The 18,656-nt window shown below is 66.3% G+C and carries 16 protein-coding genes; 1 reads left to right on the forward strand and 15 read right to left on the reverse strand.

The window, feature by feature from the left end; all coding sequences use genetic code 11:
- Window positions 1-145: 145 nt before the first annotated feature.
- From RDM88_RS06330 to RDM88_RS06360, 7 genes are all read right to left on the reverse strand, one after another.
- Window positions 146-745, reverse strand: a complete 600-nt coding sequence (locus RDM88_RS06330; protein WP_308754025.1) for a hypothetical protein — start codon at window positions 743-745, stop codon at window positions 146-148.
- Between the two features lie 64 nt (window positions 746-809).
- On the reverse strand, window positions 810-1,904 hold the full coding sequence (locus tag RDM88_RS06335; RefSeq protein ID WP_308754026.1) for a hypothetical protein: 1,095 nt from the start codon (window positions 1,902-1,904) through the stop codon (window positions 810-812).
- A gap of 699 nt (window positions 1,905-2,603) precedes the next feature.
- On the reverse strand, window positions 2,604-4,205 hold the full coding sequence (locus tag RDM88_RS06340; protein WP_308754027.1) for an MBL fold metallo-hydrolase: 1,602 nt from the start codon (window positions 4,203-4,205) through the stop codon (window positions 2,604-2,606).
- Between the two features lie 86 nt (window positions 4,206-4,291).
- Complete coding sequence (locus RDM88_RS06345) at window positions 4,292-4,567, reverse strand: hypothetical protein (protein ID WP_308754028.1); 276 nt, start codon at window positions 4,565-4,567, stop codon at window positions 4,292-4,294.
- 155 nt (window positions 4,568-4,722) lie between these two features.
- Window positions 4,723-5,685, reverse strand: coding sequence for a TIGR01212 family radical SAM protein (locus RDM88_RS06350; protein ID WP_308754029.1), 963 nt, complete (start codon window positions 5,683-5,685; stop codon window positions 4,723-4,725).
- Window positions 5,682-7,382, reverse strand: coding sequence for an adenine deaminase (ade, locus tag RDM88_RS06355; protein ID WP_308754030.1), 1,701 nt, complete (start codon window positions 7,380-7,382; stop codon window positions 5,682-5,684). Before ade ends, RDM88_RS06350 begins: the two co-directional genes overlap by 4 nt.
- A gap of 24 nt (window positions 7,383-7,406) precedes the next feature.
- Complete coding sequence (locus tag RDM88_RS06360) at window positions 7,407-8,669, reverse strand: DUF1015 domain-containing protein (RefSeq protein WP_308754031.1); 1,263 nt, start codon at window positions 8,667-8,669, stop codon at window positions 7,407-7,409.
- A 119-nt stretch (window positions 8,670-8,788) separates the two neighbouring features.
- On the opposite strand from RDM88_RS06360, the gene RDM88_RS06365 reads away from it, so the two are divergent.
- Window positions 8,789-9,421 (forward strand): manganese efflux pump, encoded by a 633-nt coding sequence (locus tag RDM88_RS06365; RefSeq protein ID WP_308754032.1) that lies wholly within the window; start codon window positions 8,789-8,791, stop codon window positions 9,419-9,421.
- Between the two features lie 99 nt (window positions 9,422-9,520).
- On the opposite strand, the gene RDM88_RS06370 is transcribed toward RDM88_RS06365, so the two are convergent.
- From RDM88_RS06370 to RDM88_RS06405, 8 genes are all read right to left on the reverse strand, one after another.
- Window positions 9,521-10,378 (reverse strand): phosphoenolpyruvate hydrolase family protein, encoded by an 858-nt coding sequence (locus RDM88_RS06370; protein WP_308754033.1) that lies wholly within the window; start codon window positions 10,376-10,378, stop codon window positions 9,521-9,523.
- 37 nt (window positions 10,379-10,415) lie between these two features.
- Window positions 10,416-11,666: a Tm-1-like ATP-binding domain-containing protein gene (locus RDM88_RS06375; RefSeq protein WP_308754034.1), complete on the reverse strand. Its 1,251-nt coding sequence runs from the start codon at window positions 11,664-11,666 to the stop codon at window positions 10,416-10,418.
- Window positions 11,667-11,703: 37 nt separating this feature from the next.
- Window positions 11,704-13,638, reverse strand: a complete 1,935-nt coding sequence (locus RDM88_RS06380; RefSeq protein WP_308754035.1) for a TRAP transporter fused permease subunit — start codon at window positions 13,636-13,638, stop codon at window positions 11,704-11,706.
- Between the two features lie 105 nt (window positions 13,639-13,743).
- Window positions 13,744-14,772 carry a TAXI family TRAP transporter solute-binding subunit gene (locus RDM88_RS06385; protein ID WP_308754036.1) on the reverse strand — a complete coding sequence of 343 codons (1,029 nt, stop codon included), beginning with the start codon at window positions 14,770-14,772 and terminating at the stop codon, window positions 13,744-13,746.
- Window positions 14,773-15,350: 578 nt separating this feature from the next.
- The gene (locus tag RDM88_RS06390) at window positions 15,351-16,307 is read right to left on the reverse strand and encodes an ROK family protein (RefSeq protein ID WP_308754037.1); all 957 of its coding nucleotides are present in this window, start codon (window positions 16,305-16,307) and stop codon (window positions 15,351-15,353) included.
- A gap of 11 nt (window positions 16,308-16,318) precedes the next feature.
- Complete coding sequence (locus RDM88_RS06395) at window positions 16,319-17,278, reverse strand: type I phosphomannose isomerase catalytic subunit (RefSeq protein WP_308754038.1); 960 nt, start codon at window positions 17,276-17,278, stop codon at window positions 16,319-16,321.
- A 12-nt stretch (window positions 17,279-17,290) separates the two neighbouring features.
- Window positions 17,291-17,938 (reverse strand): SIS domain-containing protein, encoded by a 648-nt coding sequence (locus tag RDM88_RS06400; RefSeq protein WP_308754039.1) that lies wholly within the window; start codon window positions 17,936-17,938, stop codon window positions 17,291-17,293.
- A partial coding sequence (locus RDM88_RS06405) for an ROK family protein (RefSeq protein WP_308754040.1) occupies window positions 17,935-18,656 on the reverse strand: 722 nt, incomplete at its 5' end. The genes RDM88_RS06400 and RDM88_RS06405, both read right to left, overlap by 4 nt.

The following is an 18,656-nucleotide window of genomic DNA, read 5'->3' on the forward strand; positions in this document are numbered from 1 at the left end:
CCGCCAGAACCACCCCTCCTCTTGTAAAACCGCTCTCCGAGCGGTTTTACGCTATAAGGTGATTTTGTCTGGCACATGTCCAGACAAAATCAAAAGGCTGGAGAAGAGTCCTGCTTAGGGCCGGCTTTTATGGATTCTCCCGCGGTCAGGGGAGGGATTCGAGCGCCTCCGCCAGCTCCTCCAGCGTGGGGAGCTTCTCCCCGGGCTCCCGGCCGAGCAGGCTTTCCGCGCCGGGGCTGCCGGGGGAGACGGAATTGACGTACTGGACCGCTTCGGGGTCGAGTCCCTCCACGGTGAGGCGGAGGGTGCAGGAGGCGTTGCCCTCGAGCACCAGCGCGCCGAGCCCCGTCTGGAGCGGGAGGGAAACCCCCTTTGCCTCCGTCTCCTTTTTCGTCCCGGCCAGCGGGGTCATGCTCCCGTCGGGGGCCAGGTAGGAGAGCGTGACCTCCCGGGTCGCGCCGGTGATTTGATAGGAGACGGACACGTCGGCGTCCTCCCGCATGTCGAGGTAGAGGACCGCCGCCTGCCCGTGCACCTTCGCGTTCCGCGTGACCACGCCGATCCCCCCGTCGACCACGGCGGAGGTGATGCTCCCGCCGGTGATCTCGCCGAACGCGGCGGCGGTTTCGTCCTTCCAGGGGACCTCCTGGTTCGGCTGGGGCGCCGAAATCCCCAGGCGGGCGCAGGCGGCCAGCGTAAGCGCGGCAAAAAGGGCCGCGGCCAAGGGCAGTGCGGTGCGTTTCATCAGAAAGCCTCCAATCCTATGACCCGGGGAATCCGGGTTCGATTTCGTGCGGGGGAGGGAGGGATCAATCCTGCGGGAAGAGGGAGGAGAAATCCCCCATGTCGAGGTCGTCCGCGTACTGGTCGGCCTGGGTCTTGGAGGTCAGCGCGACGAGGTACCCGGCGGGCAGCCGGCCGGCATATTTTTCCTCCAGCGCCTGAAGCGATTCCTGGTCCGCCCTGAGGGCGCCCGCCCATTTTTTCCCGGCGGCGGTCAGCTCGCCGATCGGGCCCATGACGTCCTTGAACGCGCCGAACGGGTTGTCGCTCCCATAGGTGGTGCCCTCGAGCGCGGCCAGCTCCCTGGCCGGCTTCATCACGTCCTCGACGCAGAGATAGACGTCGCCGACCATCCGCGTCTCCGCCGCCATCAGCTCCTCCAGCTCCGCGCCCGAAAAGCCGCGCGCCGTGAGCGCGTCCCGCGCGTTGTCCAGAATCGCGTCCCGCGCGGCGGCGGCCTCGGTTTTGAATTCCTCCCCGGACAGCTCCCCCTTCAGGTAGCGGCCGGTCGGGCCGTCGACAAACTCCATCGCAATCCGGTTGGCTTCGGCGATATAATCGCCGTCCTCGGCCGAACCGGAGGCCGCGTCCGCTCTGGAGGAGGCTTCCCCGGCGCCGAAAAGGCTCTCCGAAACCGGGTCGTCGGGCGGGGAGAAGCCGGCGTAGTTGACCTTCTTGGGGTCGAGCCCCTCGACCGAGATGTCGAAGGAGCATTTCGCGCCCGCGCCGGAGAGCTGGATTTCGCCCAGTCCAGCCTTCAGGGAGAGGGGGGTGCGGTCGGCGGACGAGTCGGCGTTCGTCTCAAACAGCCGGGTGCGGTTCCCGTCCGCGTCCCGGTAGCTCAAGGTCACCGTCCGGTGCACGTCGGAGAGCGTGAAGGAGACGGCGGCCTCCCGGTCCTCCGCGAGGTCGAGGTAGAGGACGGTGGCGTCGCTCTCGATGGAGGCGCTGCCCCAGACGGAAACCGTCCCGTCCTCCGCGGTGCCGGTGATTCCGCCAAAATAGTTGCCCGATTCCCCGCCCAGCGAAAAGCCGCCCGAGTGGGACGGGATGAACATGCAGGAGGTGAGCGCCAGCGCGGCGCAGAGAACCGACGCGGCGGTTGCAAAAAAACGTTTCATATAAACTCCTCCGCTTGTATTATGTGTGTGATTAAATTGATACAATAATACAGTAAAGAGGGGGAAATGTCAACCATTTCTCACGCGAAGGGCCTAAAATTTTCCAAGGGCTTGTCGCCCTGTGGGCGGTTTTCGATATTCCGCCCGAGGGTCTGAGGGCTTTTGTTCGCGCCCCTCCGGGGCGCTTTAGGGGAGCCGCCTACGGCGGCAAGAATTGCCGGGTCCCGCCCCGGCAGGCGGGTCCATTTCTTGATCGCCCAAGAAATGGACGAAAGAAGGGCGCTCAAGGGGGACTCACTTGAAGAAGGCGGGGCGCAAAGCTCGCCCCCCTTGAGAATCCCCCCACCGCTCACGTCCAGCCAACTGCAAGAAGAAGGCACGTGCAAGCGTACCCGCTTGGAGGGGGCACACGGGGAGAATTCTGTTCCCGCAGGGGAGACGCGGCCTTTCCCGGACGGCACACATCGTCCCCGTTTTCACGGAGCGTCATACGGTCCCTGCAAAAAGCGGCCGCCCTTCGGGCGGCCGCTTTTTTGTATGCAGTTGATCAGGGGGTGGCCCATGGAGGGGGGCGGCTCGCCCCCCTTCATGAAGCGCGCCGGGCGGGCGTCGCGGCGAAGCCGCGCTCCGACCCGAAGGGTCGGGCAGTCCCGCCCTTCCTTAACGTCCCTTTGGTCGGGACGCCAAAGGGACGCGCGCTTATCTTTCCCACTTGTCGCAGAGGGAATTGACCTGGTCGGCGAATTTGGCGAGGTCCTTGTTGGCGCCGCCGCGGTTGTGCTCGATGACGGCCATGAGGCGTTTCCCGGCGGCGTAGAGGCGGCCGAACACGCCGGTATAGACGCTTTCGGGCTTGGCGGCGGGCTTCATGAGCTCGCGCTTGACGCCCGGTTCGAGCATGGTGTTGGTCAAAAGGTCGAAGCGCGCGCCGTAGTCGGGCGCGGTGACGGGGACGTTATAGCGTTTGGCGAGCAGGGCGGCGAAGGAGTCGCAGACGTCCGATTCGCCGTGCACGACGAAGATGCGCTCGACGGGCGTTTCAAACGCGTCGAGCCAGCGGAGCAGTCCCGCTTGGTCGGCGTGGCCGCTGACCCCCTCGAGGGAGACGATTTCGGCCTCCACGTCGATCGTCTCACCGAAGAGCTTGACGGATTTGGAGCCCTCCAGCAGCGCGCGCCCGAGGGTCCCGGCCGCCTGGTAGCCGACGAAGACGACGGTCGACTGCGGCCGCCAGAGGTTGTGCTTGAGGTGGTGCTTGATGCGGCCCGCCTCGCACATGCCCGACGCGGAGAGGATGACCTTGGGGGTGTTGTCGAAGTTGATGGCCTTGGATTCGTCGCTCGTCACGGCGAGGTGCAGGCCGAGGAAGGTGATCGGGTTGATGCCGTGGCGGATGAGCGCGGTGGCCTCCTCGTCAAAGTCGGCGCGGTTGTCCTGGAAGATGCTCGTCGCCTCGACGGCCAGCGGGCTGTCGACATAGACGGGGAAGCTGCTGTGCCCGTGGACGAGCCCGCGCGCCTTGATGTCGCGCAGGAAATAGAGCATCTCCTGCGTGCGCCCGACGGCGAAGGAGGGGATGACGACGTTGCCGCCCCGGTCGAAGGTGCGCTGGATGATTTCGGCGAGGCTTTCGGCGTAGTCGGGCGGGGGGTTGTGGAGCCGGTCGCCGTAGGTGGATTCCACAACGACGTAATCCGCCTCGGAGATATAGCTGGGGTCGTTGATGAGGGGCTGGTTGAGGTTGCCCACGTCGCCCGAAAAGACGAGCTTTTTGGTGACGTCCTCCTCGGTGACCCACAGCTCGATGCTCGCGGACCCGAGCAGGTGGCCCGCGTCGATGAACCGGATGGCGATCCCGTCGCAGAGCTGCTCCACCTGGTTGTAGACATAGGGTTCGAGCTGGGAGATCGCCGTCTCCGCGTCCCGCATGGTGTACATCGGTTCGATCTCCTCGCGCCCCGCGCGCTTGCCCTTGCGGTTTTTCCACTCGGCCTCAAACTCCTGGATGTGCGCGGAGTCGCGCAGCATGATGCCGCAGAGGTCGCAGGTCGCGTCGGTCGCGCAGATCGCGCCGCGGAAGCCCAGCTTGGCCAGCAGGGGAAGGCGGCCGGAGTGGTCGATGTGCGCGTGGGTCAGCAGCACATAGTCGATTTCGCCCGGCGCGAAGGGGATTTCCTGGTGCTCATATTCATCGGGGCCCTGCTGCATGCCGCAGTCGATCAGGAGTTTCTTCCCGCACGCCTGCAAATAGTGACAGCTGCCGGTGACCTCGTGGTCCGCGCCCAAAAAAGACAGTTGCATAACCCAAACCTCCCGATATCGTTTTTTTCATTCTACTACAATCCGGACATTCGCACAAGGAAGAGAAAGAGGAACGAATAGAATTTCTATTCGTTCCTCTTATCGTTGGCCGCCTGTTCCTTCCGGACGGCCTCGATGGCTTTCAACTGGATGATCTCGTAGTGCAGGCGGCGGTTTTCGTCCTCAAGCCTGCTGTAGCAGCGGTAATCGATATGGTGCTTGATGAGCAGCACGACGATCGCCGTCAGGAGAATTGCGACAAGCAGCAGCGCGAAGATGAAGAGGTCCCCAAGCTGCAAGTAGTAGCCGCCGAACAGCCTGTACCGTTCCAGCCCGGCGGCGTCGGAGAAAAGCTGGTTCATTCCGGTGCCCTCCTTTTTTTGTTCCTGCCGCGTCCGGGCGCGCCGTATCCGTTTCCGGCCGCCGCCCGGGCTGTCCCCACGCCCTCGCCCGGATTTCGTTAAATCCTTCTTTAGCGAAACAGCCTCACGCCCGGGGGCCGGGGAGAGCCGTCCTGTCAGCCCGGAGCCGTCCCCGCGGCGTCCCCGAGCCGCTTCCCCTGCCAGGAATCCCGCCGTGCGAGCTCCTTGTCGATCTCGTTGAGCACGCAGAGCTTTTTGCGGCTCCAGTCGGGGCCGATCAGCGCCTGGGGGTCGCCGTCGCCGGTGAGCCGCCCGATCACCGTTTCGGGCGGAAGCCATTCGAGCTGGTCGCAGACGGTTTGGACGTATTCGTCACGGCGCATCAACGGGAACGGCCGTTCCCGGTACTGGTCTGCGAGCGCGGTGCCCTCCAGCAGGTGCAGCAGGTGGATTTTGACGAGGTGCGGGCGCAGCCCGCCGACCCGCTTCGCCGTCTCGACCATCATTTCGCGCGTCTCGCCGGGCAGCCCGTCGATCAGGTGCACGCCCGCGTTCACGCCGCGCGCCCGCAGCTTTTCAAAGCCCTCGAGGAAATCGGCATAGCTGTGGCAGCGGTTGATCCGCTCCCCCGTCGCGTCGTGGACGGTCTGGAGCCCGAGCTCGACGGTCAGGTAGGTGCGCCGCGCCAGCTCCCCGAGCAGGTCGCACACCTCGCCGGGCAGGCAGTCGGGCCGCGTGGCGACCGCCAGCCCCACCACCCCGGGACAGGCGAGCGCCTCCTCATAGATGCGGCGCAGCGTGTCTGCGGGCGCGTAGGTGTTGGTGCGCGCCTGGAAATAGGCGATGTGCCGGGGGGTGTCCCACTTGCCCGCCATGCGCGCGGCGACCAGGGCGAACTGCTCCCGGACGGGCAGGCGCGGGTCGCCGCCGAACTCCCCGCTTCCCGCGGGGGAGCAGTAGACGCACCCTCCCCTCCCCTTCGTCCCGTCGAGGTTGGGGCAGGTGAAGCCCGCGTTCAGCGGCACGCGGGAGACCTTGCCGCCGAACCGGCGGGAGAGCGCGTAGGTATAGGTGTGGTACCGCTTGTTGCTGTCGGAATACGGGAAGGGATTTTTCATTCGATGAAGGAGAACTTCGTCACGTCGAACATCCCCATGTCGGTGATGCGGATGTCCCCGATGACGGGCAGCGCCATGAAGCTCAGCGTGATGAACGGGTCGATGCCCTCCGCGACCCCCTGCCTTTTCGCAAGGGCGATCATCCCGTCGAGCGCGGGGATGAGGGCGTCCGCGTTCTCGCTGCTCATGAGGCCGGCGACGGGCAGCGGCAGCGTGCCGAGGATTCTGCCGTCCGCGGCGATCGTGTAGCCGCCCTGCACCCGCTCGATCTCCCGGACGGCGGCGAGCATGTCGGTTTTGTTGTCCCCCACGACGATGAGGTTGTGGGAGTCGTGCGCGACGGTGGTGGCCACCGCGCCGTGGGTGAGCCCGTAGCCCGCGATGAGGCCCACGCCGACGTTCCCGGTGGCGTGGTGCCGCTCGAAGACGGCGATCTTGCGCAGCTTCCCCGCCGCGATGAGGGAGTCGATCTCGGCGGCGGGAACGTCGGTGCGGGTGGTCGTGACGTTGCCGGGCATGACGTTGATGACCGGGTAGCTCTCCCGCTCGGGCAGCGCGAGGCAGCCGTCGGCGGGCGGCGCGAGGTGGACCGAATGGGTGATCGGGTCGTCCTCCCCCGCGCTCCCGGCGGGCCCGAAGGAGAAGGCGCCCCGGACATATTCCTTCCCGTCCTTGTAGACCGCCTGCACGTCGATCTCCCGCAGGTCGGAGAAGACGACGAGGTCGGCCCGGAAGCCGGCGGCGACCGCGCCGAGGTCGTAGAGCCGATGGATGCGCGCGGCGTTGATCGTCGCCATCTGGATCGCCTTCACGGGGTCGAGACCGGTTTCGACCGCGCGCTTCACGTTCCAGCGGATGGTCCCCTCGCGGCGGATGTCCGCGAGGTGCTTGTCGTCGGTGCAGAAGGCCATGTGGGAGGTGTCCACCCCATCGGCCAGCGCGCCCTCGATGATCGGCGCGAGGTTTTTGCAGGCCGAGCCCTCCCGCACGAGCACCGCCAGCCCGGCGCGCAGCTTTTCATGCGCCTCGGCCCAGGAGGTGGACTCGTGGTCGGTGCCGGTGCCCGCCGCGATGTACGCCTGCAACCCGTTGCCGGTGATGCCGGGCGCGTGGCCGTCGACGACGCGCCCGGAGAAGAGCTCGAATTTGGCCATGACCTCGGGGTCGCGGCCCGCGACGCCCGGATAGTTCATCATTTCGCCCAGCCCGAGCACGCGCGGCTCCCCGGTAAAGGGCCGCATCTTTTCGGCGGTGAACACCTCGCCCGCGTGCTCGAAGGGGGTCGCCGGGACGCAGGAGGGCAGCTGCACATAGTAGTTGACGGGCAGCTTCGCGGAGGCGTCGAGCATGAACTGCACCCCCGCGCCCCCCGCGACGTTCGCGATCTCGTGCGGATCGGTGACAAGGGTGGTCGTGCCCCAGCCGAGCGCCTCGGCGCAGTAGGCGGGCGGCGAGACCATCGACGACTCGACGTGCACATGCGCGTCGATGAAGCCGGGCGCCACGAACTTCCCGCCGAGGTCGACGACCTTTTTCCCGCTGTCATAGCTGCCGACGCCGGCGATATACCCGTCGGCGACGGCGATGTCGCCGGGGACGATCTCCCCGGTGAAGACGTTGACGACCCGCGCGTTTTTCAGCACGAGGTCGGGCTCCCGTTCGCCGAGAGCCGCCGCGATGAGGATTTCCCGTTTCATGAAAGCACCTCCAAAAGCTGTTTTCTACCGGATCGCCCGGCATTCCAGATAGTAGCGTTTTTCATGCGCGTGCCCCATCGAGAAGGTCTTGCGGGGCAGCGCGCCGTCGAGCAGCACGGTGGGAAAGAGCTGCGACTTCTTCATGACCGGCAGCAGGAAGCCGATCGTTCCGGGGCTTTTGCAGAGGTGCCCGACCACCTGTTCGCCGTGGATGTAGTCGACCTTGCCGCCGAACCGGCCGAGGTACCAGTCGATAAAATTCTGCAGCGTCCCGGCGGCCAGCTGGGCGGAGGGGTTGGCGACGTGGAGCCGCCCCCGCCGGGAGCCGCAGACGTATTCAAACGACTGCGCGCCCACCGCGTCCTCGCAGGTGTCGTAGTAGTTTTGGAGCTCGCGGAGCACCTGCTCGGGGTCCACGCCGAAGAGGATGCGGTGGATCGGCTCGAACTCGAGCGCCTCGTCGTGGACGTTCACGAGCTCGACGAGCGCGTAGCGCGCGGGGTGGCCCTCCCGTTCTTTTGCGGGGAGGGTTTCCCTGAGCCGCTCCCAGCAGGCCTTGGCGGTGGCCAGCGAGTGGTTGCCGTCCCCCACCGCGATGAGCAGCGGGCGTTTGCCGGGGAAGCGGCCGCTGTAGTCGCCGAGCTTTTCCGCGAGCGCGCCGAACGCCTCGTCCACCCGCGCGGCCTCGCCGCCGGACACCCGCCACCCGCGGATGCGCCCGCCCCCCTCCATGAGCTCGAAGTCGTAGAGCGGGGGGAGGCCCCCCGTCCGGGCGCGCAGCGGCTCGATGACGGTGCGGCCGGGGTCGTCGATCAGCACCATGATGTGTGGGCTTTCAAGCGGCGCGTCCTCCCGCACCCGGATGCGGGGGGGCAGGCGGCTTTCCACCGTGCCCTCGGTCGGGCGCACGAGCGACTGGCTGCCCGCACCGTATTCGTATTCCTCGAGGTCGAGCTTGCCGACCAGCCCCTGCCGCACCTTGCCGGGGGCGAGGGTGCGCTGGAGGTAGACGTAGCTTTCGGGCAGGGTGCGGAAAATCCCTTCGTCCAGGTAGCGGCGCATCGTCCCGTTGATGCGCGGGATGCGCGCGGCGGCCTCCTTTTCGCCGAGGTAGACCTCCGGCAGGATCATGCCGAGCGTCGAGGGGGCGTCCCCCACCTCGCGGGCGACCCGCTCCCAGTATTCCGGCTCGGAGGTGTACTGGTCGCACGCCACGACGCTCCAGCGCGTCATGTCCGCCTCCCGCGGAATCAGGATATCCGCCGGGGAAAAGCCTGTTTTGTTCATCTGCATAACCGCCTTGTCGTTTGTTTTTGTGCCCGGCCCGCCGAACCAAATTCCCGGCGCGCCATAGTATGGGTTAGGCGCGGGTCTCCCGCGCGGTACATACGGGTGGTGTTGGGTCCATGCTGTTTATCTTTGTCACGGCGCTCGCCTTGAGCGCCGACGGGTTCGCCGCGGGCGCCTCCTTCGGCCTGCGCGGGGTCAAAATCGGCGCGGCGGCAAAAACCGCGATCGCGCTGCTCTCGACCGGCTTCGCCCTCGCCGCCGTCGCGGCGGGCGGCGCGCTCGGGACGGTCCTTCCCGCGGGCGCCGGGCGCTGGATCGGCGCGGGCATCCTGATCCTGCTCGGCGCGGGCGCGGCGGTCCGCTCCCTGCTGCCGGGGCGGGCGTCCTCCCCCGCCCCGAAAAAGCCGCCCCTGCAAAAGCGGTTCCACGCGCTGGGGCTGACGATCCTCGTCGTCAGGGAGCCGGCGGCGGGAGACCTCGACAACTCGGGCTCGATCGACCTGGGCGAGGCGCTGCTGCTCGGTTTTTCCCTCTCGGTCGACATGCTCGGCGCGGGTGTCGGGCTCGCGCTGGCGGGTGCCGGGTCGTTCTGGCTGCCGCTGGCCGTCGGCGTGACGCAGACCGCCTGCCTCGCGCTCGGCGAGGCCGTGGGCGGGCGGCTCTCCCGCCTGCCCGTCCCAAAACAGGCGCTGGGCGTCCTCTCGGGGCTGCTGCTCGCGGCGCTCGGGGCCGCGCGGCTTTTGGTGTAACCCCATGATACCACATTCCCAAACGGATTTCCACCGCGGAAAGGCAAAAGGAGCGCCCCGCCAGCCGGCGGGGCGCTCTCTCCATGGATGCGTGTTTTTTCAGGTTTTGTCCGCCGTTTCGTCCAGCGGCAGGCTTTTGAAGCTCTCGACCGTCCGGGAGACGATCTGCTCCACCGGGATGCGCTCGATGCTCGACGCGCCGATGAACCCGACCGCGGAGGTGTGGCGGAAGACGGCGCGGGCGTCGTCGGGCGAGATGATCGCGCCGCCGTGGCAGAGGGGGATGATATCGGGGTTTTCCTCGAGCCCGGCCCGCAGGATCGCCTCGGTCTTTTCCATCGATTCCTCGAGGGTGCCGTCCGACTGGAGCCCGATGTCCCCGCCCTGCGTCAGCCCCGCGTGGGAGACGAGCACGTCCGCGCCCGCCGCGGCGTAGCGCCGGGCGTCCTCGGGGCAGAAGACGTAGGCGAGCGTGAGAAAGCCCATGTCGGCGGCCATGCGCATGGTGGCGATCTCCCGGTCGAGCCCGAGCCCGACGTGCTCCAGCTCGTAGCGCAGGCGGCCGTTCATCTTGCCGACGGTGGGGTAGTTGATGACCCCCGAGTAGCCGACGTCGGCCATCCGCTCGAGGAAGCGGCGCATGTCGCGGGTGGGGTCGACCCCGAAGATGCCGCCGACGACCGGCGCGCGGCGGACGGCGTTGATGATGAGTTCCTCCCCCATCTCGAGCACCATTGCGTTGGCGTCCCCGACCGGGAGGTTCCCCAGAATCGAGCTGTAGCCGTTCATGCGGAAGTGCCCCGAGTTATAGACGACGATCAGGTCGATGCCCGCGCGGTCGACGATCCGGCCGATCAGTCCCACGCCCGCGCCGCTCCCGATAATCGGGCGGCCGGCGGCGATTTCGGCGCGCAGGTTTTCGAGGATGGTGTCGCGGTTGATTTTCGTTCCTTGCATTGGCAAATCTCCTTACAGTTCTGGGACTGCGGCGGGATCAGGCGTGCGCCTCTCCCCTGCGGACCGCGTCCCAGTCGATCATGCGGATAAGCTCCCGCACAAGCAGTTCGGCGAAAGCGGGGTCGTTGAGGTGGCAGTCCCTGGTGATGACCGGGACCTGCGGGGGCATCTTCGCCTTGACCTCGCTGATGAAAACGGCGTCGGTCTCCGGGTCGTGGAAGACGTTGCCCGCCTTGTCGATCTCGGAAAACCCCTGTGTGGGGATGACCAGCCTGGTGTTCCCCGCCGCATCCCCGAGCCTGCGGACGAAGAGCTCCGCGAGCGCCCGCATGTCCCGCTTGTCGGCGCGGATTTTGAGAAGGCTTGGATTGTGGTAGTAGCGGACCTTGTCCATCTGCTCGGGGCGCAGCTGCTCCTCGGGGCCGATGTTGATCATTTCGAGCGCGCCCGGCACCACGATGTAGGGGATGTTCGTCTCCACCCCGCCCCGCAGCCGCTCCGGGCCGATCGCGTAGGCGCCCCCGCCGACCTCGTCCGCGAGCTCGGTGGTCGTGATGTCGAGCACCCCCGCGAAAAACCGTTCGCGGATCATCTTTTCCATGATCTTGCCGCCCGAGACGCCCCGCGCGTGGAAGATCACGATTTCATAACCCATCTCCTCGAGCAGCTCCTTGCAGCGCTGGACGCAGGGGGTGGTCACGCCGAACCCGGTGATGCCGATCGCCTTTTTCTTGTGGCGGGCGATCTTGGGCCCGTCGATCATCGCGCACATCACGGCGGCCGCCTGCCCGAGGATGTATTCGGTCAAAAAGTTGATGCTCTGGATGTCCGCGACCGAGTTGATGAGCAGGATGTCCTGCCCCTGCACGTAGGGCACCGTGTTGCCCGAGGCCATCGTGCCGACGATGATCTTCGGGATGCCCAGCGGCAGGTTCTGCATCGCGTAGCTCGCGATGGTGGTGCCCCCCGAGCCGCCCAGCGACATCATGCCGTCGAGGTTCCCCTCGCGGCAGAGCTTCTGAGTGATGCTCAAAAGCCCCTCCATCATGATTTTGGACGCTTCGAACCGGGAGAGGATGTTTTCCACCGACGAAAACGAGCTGCCCGCGCTCTCGGCGACCTGGTCCTGCGTGAACTGGACCGGGAAGCTGCGCGTCGTGCGCTTGAGGCCGATGTCGATGATGCTCACCTGCGCGCCGCGCTCCTCGAGCTGCGCCTTGAGGTAGAGGGTCTCCTCCCCCTTGGTGTCGAGGGTGGAGCAGATGACAATCTTTTTACGTGCGTCCATCCGGAAGTTTCCGCCTTTCCCCAGTATTTCCGCCCCTTCAGGCGGTCGGTTCTTCCGCGCGGCCTGCGCGGGCCGCCCGCCGCCTCCGGCAGAGGTGGGACGCGACGACCAGCGCGATGAGGGCGAGGCCGATGAAGTCGAAGGCGAAATGAGGCCAGATGCAGCAGAAGGCGGCGGCCGCCGCGCCGATGCGTTCCGGAAGGATGAGCTTCTCCAGGAAGAAGTTTTCAAAGAAGATCACGCAGGCGAACGCGAAGACCATGACCATCAGGATGCTCCAGAAGAATTCCCACAGGGTGCCCATCAGCAGGATCTCCGGCCGGAAGATGAACATGAAGGGGATGGCGAAGCCGCACACCGCCAGCCGCATGGAGATGAGGCTGGTTTTCATGAAGTCGCCCTTTGCGAGCCCCGAGGCCACGAGCGCGCCGATCGCGACGGGCGGCGTCACCGCGGAGAGCTCGCCGTAGTAGAAGACGAAGAAATGCGCCGCGAGCAGCGGGACTCCGAAGGCGGTCAGCGCGGGCGCGCCGAGCAGCGCCGCGAGGATGTAGGCGGGCGCGGCGGGCATGCCCATGCCGAAGATGAGGCAGGTGATCGCGACGAAGAGGGCGAGCAGGAAGAGGTTGTCCCCCGCCAGCGTGATGACGAACTGTGAGATCTTGGAGGGCAGGCCGGTGGCGGTCAGGATCTGGACGACCACGCCCATGACCGCCATGACCACCGCGATCATCGCCATCGACTTGGAGCCGATCGCCAGCCCGTCGAGCGTTTTGCGGACAAACCCGCGGACGCAGCCGGCCAGCCCGTTTTTACGCACCTGCTGGATCAGCCCGACGAGCAGCAGCGCGAGGATCGCGTAGAAAAGAGAGACCTGCGGGGAGTACATTTTGACGAGGAAGATGATCAGGACGACCAGCGGGAGGATGTAGATCACGAACTCCAAAAACGCCTTTTTGAAGTGCGGAAGCGCGTCGTCCTCGTTCTTTTTGTCCCCCAGCTTGATCGCCTTGATGTAGATGCTCAGCGCGATGCCGAAATAGTAGAGCAGCGCGGGCGCCACGCCGATCAGCGCGATCCGGATGTAGGGGGTGCTCGTCCACGAGGCGATGATGAAGGCCGCCGCGTTCATGACGGGCGGCAGGATCGCGCCGCCGGTGGAGGCGGCCGCCTCGCACGCGCCCGCGAACTCGGGCGGATAGCCGCGCTTTTTCATGAGCGGGATGGACACCGCGCCGGTCATCGAGATGTTGGCGGCGACGCTGCCCGTCACCGAGCCGACCAGCCCGCTGCTGAGCACGGCGACCTGCGCCGCGCCCGAACGGACCTTCCCGCTCGCGGCCATGGCGACGTTCATGATCGCGTCGAGCGCGCCGAACGCCTGCATGAGCCCCGCGAAGATCGAAAAGAGGACGATCGTGTTGGCCGAGATGGTCCCCAGCATACCGAACACGCCGGTAAAATTGGTGGTGGAATAGGTGATGACCCGGTCGAGGCTGAGTCCCCCGTGGTAGAGGAACCCGGGCATATGGGGCCCGAAGTAGCCGTAGGCCAGCGCGATCAGCACGATGATGGGGATCGTCTTGCCCCAGGTGAGATAGGTGCCGATCATCAGCACGGCGAGCAGGATGGCGCCCGAAAGCACCTTGCCCGGCGGGTTCTGCCCCATCGAGGTCTTGAAGGCCTCGTAGTTGGCGGCAATAAAGACGGTCACGCCCACGCTCGCCAGCGCGAGCGCCGCGAGCAGGGAATTTTCGACCGGGTGGCGCCTGTCGTCGAGCTTCATCTTCTGCAAAAAGACGATCACCAGCGCGAAGCAGATGTGGATCGCCACGTGGATGTCGGAAAAGACCAGCAGCTTCTGCGCCGAGATAAAGTGGTAGACGCTCATCAGGATGGCCGTGACGGTGGTCAGCCGGTCGATCGTGCGGTTGCGCCGGCTGTAATCGCCGGGCAGGTTACGCTGTTGCATGGATGCCTCCTTTTTCCTTGCGGGCGGGCCTCCCGGCCCTCTTCCGCAGCACGGGACAAGCCCGCCCGCGCCGCCCGGGCCTCCGGGCGGCGGATCGTGGTTCGGTTATTCGCCGTAGACGGTGAAGCGGTCGTCCCACAGCCCCGCTTCCTTGAGCGCGCGCGCGGCGCCCGGGTGGAAGGGCACGTCCTCGACGCAGACGCTCGTGACGTAGTCCTTGAGCGGCTTGAGGTCCTGGGTGATCTTGCCCAGCTCCTCGATGTTGGAAACGCACGCCTTGGTGAACTCATAGACCGACTCCTCCGGCACGTCGGCGTGGAAGATCATGACGCCCGCGTTGACCGGGGAGAGCCTGGGGTCGCCCTCCGGGATGATGTCGCACTCCGCGTGGGTCAAATCCTGCGCCATGATGCCGGAGTTGATCTCGTGGATTTTGGCGCCGACCTCGGGCGGGAGGGAGAGGATGTTGATGTCGCGCACGGTGAGCAGCTCGATGATGCCCGCCGGCGGCACGCCGTTGCCCCAGGTGCCGACGCACGCGTCGACGCGGCCGTCCTTGAGCGCGGAGAAGCCGTCGCTCCAGGTGAAGTATTCGATGTTGACGTCGTCGAGGACGCCCGCTTCCCGCAGGACGATCTTGAGCACCTCGGTAGAGGCGGAGCCCACGTCGGGGAAGGCCATCTTTTTGCCGCGCAGGTCCTCGTAGCTCTCGATGCCGCTGCCCTTGACGGTCAGCACCGGAAGCCGCCAGGAGACGAACCCGAACGCCTGGAGCATCGAGCTGGCGGGGATCTCCTTCTGGAAGGGCTCCTCGCCGCGCAGCGCCTGCACGAGGTTGATCGAGCCGGTGTAGCCGCCCTCGAGCTCGCGGGAATCGAGCAGGTTGATGATCTCGACCGCGCCGGTCGTCGTGACGGTGGAGGTCTTGATTTCGGAGTTGCGGTTGACCACCGAGGACATCGCCTCGATCGCGACGTTGTCGGTGCCGCCCACCGAGCCGGTGCCGAGGCGCAGCGCCCGCATGGGCGCGGCTTCCGCCTGCGGGGCGTCGCCGCCCTGCTGCGCGGGCGCGCCGCAGGCGGCCAGCAGACAGACCAGCGTAACGGATAAGAGGATGGAAAGGATGCGTTTCATGGAAAAAGCTCCTCCTTTTTTCAAATCGGAAATCAACGGTTCAAGTCGGCTGCTGCTTGCAAGCATGTAAAAAAGATTGACCGGAATATATGCACCTTGCATAGAAGCAATCTTTTTTATTTAGCTCGATTATAGCATGTTATCTAAAATTTACAATAACGTTTGGGCTATATGACGAATTTTCTTGCAATGTCCATAATCTTCTGGAAGGCAATTCGTAGGAGTCCACAAGCATTTTCCGGGTTTCCCCGTCAAACCGCTTGACATCTTTCAACATTTTTGTGGGATCGTCCAATTTCCCAATCCGCGGGGGTGGGGAAAAACGGAAAAATTTATCCGTTTTGCCCTTTTTTGCCCCGCTTTCTTGTCGAAAACCCATAAAAGCGCGAACTTTTTCCATTCCGGCCAAAAATACCACAGGTTTCTTTGCGGTTTTGACCGGGCTTTTCCCCGGCGTCCGGCAATCTGCCAAAAATGCCGCCGTCCGCTGGGCAGTTTTCGCCAAGCGCAAAAAAACAACCGGGCGGCCGCGATCTCTGTCACAGCTGCCCGGTTGTCGATGCAATTGTTTCGCGGGGTCATGCGTCCTTGTGCGCCAGCATGGCCGCGCCGATGATCCCCGCCTTGTAGCCGAGGGTGCAGGCGGTGATGCGGGTGTACTTCTCCCCGCGCCCGCCGAAGATTTCGGCGTAGGCGCGTTCCCGCAGCGGCGCGAGCAGCGTTTCCCCCTCCTTGGCGACACCGCCGCCGAGGCTGATGACCTCCGGCTCGAAGATGTTGATGATGTTGGTCACGCCGCAGGCGAGGTAACCGATGTACTCATCGACGACCGCCCGCCCGGCGGCGTCCCCCTCCTTTGCGGCGAGGAAGGCGGTGCGCCCGTCCGCGCCGCCGTTTTCCGCGGCGATCGCGGCGAGCCGGCTGTCAGGGTGGGCGGCGGCCGCCTCGTTGGTCAGGTTGATGAGCCCCGTCGCGGAGGCGTAGGCCTCGAGGCAGCCGCGCCGCCCGCAGGTGCACGGCCGTCCGCCGTACCGGATGACCATATGCCCGAGCTCGGAGGCGGCAAAGTTGTAGCCGGTGAGGATTTCGCCGCCGAGCACCACCCCGCAGCCCACGCCGGTGCCGAGGGTGACGATGACCGCGCTCGAAGCGCCCCGCGCGCTTCCGGCGCACACCTCGCCGAGGGCGGCGACGTTCGCGTCGTTGCCCATCGCGACGGGCAGCCCCAGCGCCCCGCTGAGGCTGCGGCGCATCGGGTAGTCGCGCCAGCCAAGGTTGTTGGAGTACTCCACGACGCCGGTTACGGGGTTGACGGTGCCGGGGCAGCCCACGCCGATCCCCCGCATCCGCGAAAGATCCAGCCCGGCGGACGCGAGCGCGTCCCCGGCGGCCCGGACGATGTCCGCGCACACCTCGTCCGCGGAGCGGGGCAGCGCGGTCGGCAGGCTCCCCTCCCCGAGGATGGCGCAGCTCTCCGCATCCACGATCCCCACCTTGATGTTGGTCCCGCCCAAATCGACGCCTATGTAATACATCGCATTTCCTCCTATACCGTTGTGAGCAGCAGCTCGCCGTTCCCGGCGAGGGTGAAGCCCGGCGCGTCCGCCGGGACGAAGAGGCTCTCCCCCGCGCGCAGCGGGAACGCCTCCCCGCCGCAGGAGAGCGACGCCTCCCCTTCGGTGCAGAGCACCGAGAGGAAGGAATCGCCCGTCATTTCGCGGCAAAAGCGGCCCGAAAGGGCCAGCGCGTCCACTGTAAAGTAATTGCACTTTGCAAGCCTGCGCAGGCGGTAATCCGCCTTTTCGGCGAGCGGCCCGGCGCCGGGCGCGTCCGCGTCGGCGGGCCTGCGCAGGGTCACGTCGAGCGCCTTGTCCACATGGAGCGCGCGCGGCTTCCCGTCGGCCCCGACCCGCCCGAAATCGTAGACGCGGTAGGTCGTGTTGGAGTTCTGCTGGATTTCCGCGAGCAGGATGCCCGCGCCGATCGCGTGGATCGTGCCCGCGCCGATGAAGAAGACGTCCCCCCTGTGCACGGGGGCCCTGTGGAGCACCTCGGTGATCGTGTGGTCCGCGATCCTCCGGCGCATCTCTTCCGCTGAGATCTCCCGCTCAAAGCCGAAATAGAGGAAGGCGTCCGGCTCACAGTCGACGATGTACCACATCTCGGTTTTGCCTTGTCCTCCCTCGACGCGGCGGGCGTAGCCGTCGTCCGGATGCACCTGGATCGACAGGAACTGGGCCGCGTCGATCAGCTTGAGCAGGATCGGGAACTCCTTCGCGCCCGCGCAGTTTTTGCCGAGCGCCTCCGGGTGCTCCGCGGCAAACCGGGAAAAGGGCGTTCCCGCGTACTCCCCGCAGGCGATCACGCCGTCGCCGTCGGGGTGGGCCGAAAGCTCCCAGCTCTCGGCCAGAACGGGCAGCGCGGTGCGCTTGCCGTAGGCGGTCTTTAACCGGGTCCCGCCCCACAGGTAGTCCTTACAGGCGGGCGTCAGCCGAAACGGCTGCATGGCGATTCCCCCTCATTCGTCAAATCGTTCCGATTCCACATACGCGCAGAGAAAATGATAGATCGCCAGGTGGCATTCCTGTACGCGGTAGGTCTCCCGCTCGGGCGCGCGGATCGCGCAGTCGGCGAGCGGAGCGAGTTTTCCGCCTCCCTCGCCTGTCAGGGCGATCACCTTTGCACCCCGGACGCGGGCCGCCATGGCGGCGGCGCGGACGTTTTCCGCGTTGCCCGACGTGCTGATGCCGAGGAACACGTCCCCCGGACGCGCGTAGGCGTACGCCTGCTGCGCGTAGACGAGCGCCGGGTCGATGTCGTTTTCAAAGGCGCTCATGAGCGCCGCGTGCGCGCAGAGGGAGATGGCGGACAGCCCGCCCTGGAGCTTTTCGGCGACGGCCTCCCCCTCCCCGCCGAAAAGTGCGGCGAAGGCTGCGCGTTCCGCCCCGGGCAGCGGGCGGCGGAGCAAAAATCCCTTCATCAGCTCGCCGACGATGTGGTCGGCGTCCGCGCAGGAGCCGCCGTTTCCGCAGACGAGCAGCTTGCCGCCCCGCCGGTAGGCGTCGAGCAGCAGGCCGCAGGCAGCGGAGAGCTCCTCCCGCAGCGCGCCGAACGCGGGATGCCGCGCAAAAAAGCCGTCGGAAAGCCGGCTGGTACGTTCTTTCATACAGGTTCCTCCGCGGTTTCGATGTGGTAGCGCGCGACCGAGAGGGCGGCGATGTCCCCCACCGATTCGGAGAGCGCGCTCGGCAGCACCTCGCACGCCGCGCGGGCGGCGGGCAGCGCCTCCCGTTCGAGGACCTCCCGCGCCGCCGGCCATATCTCATTATAGCATCTGGCAAAGATGCTGCCAATTATGATTTTTTGGGGATTTATCATGTCAATGATGACGGAAAGCCCCCGACCGAGCTGGACGCCTACCTCGCGCAGAATCTTTCGGGCGAGCGGGTCGCCCGCGGCGGCCGCCTCCCCCACCCCGCGTGCGTCCAGCGCGGGAAGCGCCCCCTCGTCGGGGCAGAGGGCGGGGCTTTTCCCCGCCTGCAGCTCCTCGAGCGCGAACGCACGCGCGAGCTGAGCGATTCCCCCGCCGCTGCAGAACCCCTCGAAGGAGCCCGCCTTACCGTAGCCGACGGGGCCGTGCGCCTCGAGCCGGATGTGGCCGAGCTCCCCGGCCATGCCCGACGCGCCCTCATAGAGCCGCCCGTTGAGGATGAGGCCCGCGCCGAGCCCCGTTCCGAAGGTGAGGAAGACGAGGTCGCCGCAGTCCCGCCCCGCGCCGTACTGCCATTCGGCCAGCGCGCCCGCGTTGGCGTCGTTGCAGAGCCAGGCGGGCAGGCCGGTGCGCTCCGACAGGATTTTTGCGGCGGGCACCGCGTCCCAGCCCG

The organism is uncultured Anaerotruncus sp., from assembly GCF_902490045.1.
Classification (GTDB): domain Bacteria; phylum Bacillota; class Clostridia; order Oscillospirales; family Ruminococcaceae; genus Anaerotruncus.

Excerpts from the sequence above, each read along its gene's own strand:
- RDM88_RS06330 (WP_308754025.1), bottom strand. The coding sequence starts at position 745 with ATGAAACGCACCGCACTGCCCTTGGCCGCGGCCCTTTTTGCCGCGCTT.
- RDM88_RS06335 (WP_308754026.1), bottom strand. The coding sequence starts at position 1,904 with ATGAAACGTTTTTTTGCAACCGCCGCGTCGGTTCTCTGCGCCGCGCTG.
- RDM88_RS06340 (WP_308754027.1), bottom strand. The coding sequence starts at position 4,205 with ATGCAACTGTCTTTTTTGGGCGCGGACCACGAGGTCACCGGCAGCTGT.
- RDM88_RS06345 (WP_308754028.1), bottom strand. The coding sequence starts at position 4,567 with ATGAACCAGCTTTTCTCCGACGCCGCCGGGCTGGAACGGTACAGGCTG.
- RDM88_RS06350 (WP_308754029.1), bottom strand. The coding sequence starts at position 5,685 with ATGAAAAATCCCTTCCCGTATTCCGACAGCAACAAGCGGTACCACACC.
- ade (WP_308754030.1), bottom strand. The coding sequence starts at position 7,382 with ATGAAACGGGAAATCCTCATCGCGGCGGCTCTCGGCGAACGGGAGCCC.
- RDM88_RS06360 (WP_308754031.1), bottom strand. The coding sequence starts at position 8,669 with ATGAACAAAACAGGCTTTTCCCCGGCGGATATCCTGATTCCGCGGGAG.
- RDM88_RS06365 (WP_308754032.1), top strand. The coding sequence starts at position 8,789 with ATGCTGTTTATCTTTGTCACGGCGCTCGCCTTGAGCGCCGACGGGTTC.
- RDM88_RS06370 (WP_308754033.1), bottom strand. The coding sequence starts at position 10,378 with ATGCAAGGAACGAAAATCAACCGCGACACCATCCTCGAAAACCTGCGC.
- RDM88_RS06375 (WP_308754034.1), bottom strand. The coding sequence starts at position 11,666 with ATGGACGCACGTAAAAAGATTGTCATCTGCTCCACCCTCGACACCAAG.
- RDM88_RS06380 (WP_308754035.1), bottom strand. The coding sequence starts at position 13,638 with ATGCAACAGCGTAACCTGCCCGGCGATTACAGCCGGCGCAACCGCACG.
- RDM88_RS06385 (WP_308754036.1), bottom strand. The coding sequence starts at position 14,772 with ATGAAACGCATCCTTTCCATCCTCTTATCCGTTACGCTGGTCTGTCTG.
- RDM88_RS06390 (WP_308754037.1), bottom strand. The coding sequence starts at position 16,307 with ATGTATTACATAGGCGTCGATTTGGGCGGGACCAACATCAAGGTGGGG.
- RDM88_RS06395 (WP_308754038.1), bottom strand. The coding sequence starts at position 17,278 with ATGCAGCCGTTTCGGCTGACGCCCGCCTGTAAGGACTACCTGTGGGGC.
- RDM88_RS06400 (WP_308754039.1), bottom strand. The coding sequence starts at position 17,938 with ATGAAAGAACGTACCAGCCGGCTTTCCGACGGCTTTTTTGCGCGGCAT.